Below are 2,059 nucleotides of genomic sequence, written 5' to 3'. Positions count from 1 at the left end.
GTTGACGAGCCAGGGCTGGCCGGCGGTGAGCTCGACCGCCCGGTCGACGGCGGTGGGGGTGAACTCCTGGCCGGTGTCGGCGGTGTGCTGGGCGTAGAGTTCGGCGACCTCGTCCGGGGTGAAGTCCCCGAGCCGCAGCGATTCTAGTTTGATGTTGAACGGGCTGGAGGTGCCCAGCCGGGACGGGTCGCCGCCGGATGCAGCCTTGTAATCGCGGACGTCGCGCAGGCCGCAGAGGGCAACCGAGGCGGGGAAGTGGCTGGGGCGGCTGCGGTAGCCGTCGCGGAGCTGGCTGAGGACGCTGATCAGGGTCTGGCCCTGGAGCGCGTCGATCTCGTCGAAGAACAGCACCAGGGGGCGGGGGGACGCCTGCGCCCAGGCTGCCAGTCCCGCGGCGAGCAGGGTGCCTTCCGATACCGCCGGCCAGGGTGGTGGACGCAGTTCAGATGGCAGTGTCCATTCCGCGTCGGCCCGGATCCGGTCGAGGATGGCGCGGGTCGCCGCGCCGATGTCGTCTTCCCACGCCCGACCAGCCTCGCAGGAGAACAGCAGCGCCGCATACCGGCCTTCGGCGGTCAGTTCGTCGGCGAGCGCCTGCAGCGTTGTCGTCTTGCCCGTCTGCCGGGGGGCGTGGACGACGAAATATCCCTCCTGGTCGATGAGGCCGGGCGCCTCCGGCAGCCGTGCCAGGGCCGGAATCATGTAGTCGATCCCCACCCGGCACGGCCCGGCGGTGTTGAACCGACGTCCCACCTCGGTACCTCTCCTCCGCGATACTTCGTTGCGATCGTCACTCTACGGTGGCTTCGTCGACCATCCGCAAAACCAGTGTGGTCCGTTGGGACGCTGCGCACCTGACGCTGGGGCTGGTGGGGCCGCGTCACACATGGCCGCGGGATCGTTGCCGCTGTCTGCTCGGCTGTCGAAGTGCGCGCTAAGGATGTAACCGTGAGCCGGGCGCCGCGGACCCGCGCAGACGGTTTATGATCTTGTCGAGGCTGCGGACCTGGGTGGAGCTCGGGCCGTAGACGGCCGTCAGGTCGGGGCGCAGGGATTCGAACGCGGCCAGGGCCTCGTCGGGGCGGCCGGCCCGCCGGTGCTGGCGGCGCTGCCCGCGGCGGGTTCGATGATCAGCGGGACGAGGGTGGCGTAGACGGCGGGAATGCCGTGACGTTTCTGATCGTGCCGGCCCAGTCGTAGATGTCGCCGAACAGGACACGGTGGAAACGTTGAAGATGCGCGGTGCCAAAGGCGCCGGGCAGTGAACGTGTGGTCAGGCGGATACGCTGGATGCCGACGGCTGCGTGTTCCACGGCCGCGAGCTCCTCGGGATCGCGTATACCCAGCTTGTTCCGTAAGCAGTTCGTGCCGGGCCGGCAGTAGGGGTCGTCATCCACCTGGTCGGTCGTGCTCCCGCCGGTAGCGGGCGAGAACCTCCACGACGGCGTCTTCCGTGGACCGCGCGCCGTCCGCGACATGGCGGAGCAGGTCGACGGTTTCGGCGTCGAAGGCATGGCCCTCAAGACGGGCGCCCGCGATCGCGTCGGCAAGGGCGTCGTCCGGGCCGAGCAGCTGCGGGGCGTAGTAGTCACGGATCAGCACCTGGTCGATCGGGTCGCTCGAGCGCGCTCCTTCCGGCAGCCCACCGCGGGTCAGCCGCCAGGGCGCCTCCGCGTGGGTGAGCCGGGAAAGCTCCTCACCACTGAGATCGCCGTATTGTTCGATCACCCAGGACACGATCTCCCGTGCCCGCGTACCCAGACGCCCGGCATCCCCTGACGGCCAGGAGCAGACGCCGAATCCGCTTCCGCGATAGCGGGATAGCGGAGGCTGGACCGGCTGCCGGGACCCGCCGACTGCCACACGTCCGGCCTTCCGGTGCTCTGTGTGGCCCCAGAACTGTCAAGTATGCGCCCATTCCGTGGTGGCCTGGGATGGAGTCCGTCTGGTAAATTTCATCTTATGGGTAGAGTAGAGCGCATAGTACAGCGACGACTCGCCGAAGAACAGCGTCGCGAAGAAAATGCTGACAGGGCTATGGAAGAGCTTCTTGGAAGCG

At 68.2% G+C, this 2,059-nt stretch carries 3 protein-coding genes; all 3 read right to left on the bottom strand.

Annotated elements, in window-relative coordinates:
- Positions 1-753: AAA family ATPase (locus tag AC5LUJ_RS15360; protein WP_493465154.1), on the bottom strand; the 753-nt coding region annotated here is incomplete at its 3' end.
- A gap of 377 nt (positions 754-1,130) precedes the next feature.
- Entirely contained in the window at positions 1,131-1,397 is a 267-nt protein-coding gene (locus tag AC5LUJ_RS15355; protein WP_493465153.1) for a hypothetical protein, read from the bottom strand.
- Positions 1,390-1,863: a type II toxin-antitoxin system antitoxin SocA domain-containing protein gene (locus AC5LUJ_RS15350; protein WP_493465152.1), complete on the bottom strand. Its 474-nt coding sequence runs from the start codon at positions 1,861-1,863 to the stop codon at positions 1,390-1,392. Before AC5LUJ_RS15350 ends, AC5LUJ_RS15355 begins: the two co-directional genes overlap by 8 nt.
- Positions 1,864-2,059: the final 196 nt, after the last annotated feature.

The sequence above is a fragment of the Protofrankia sp. CiP1_Cm_nod3 genome, assembly GCF_982290655.1.
This window is presented reverse-complemented; position numbering and strand designations above follow the sequence as displayed.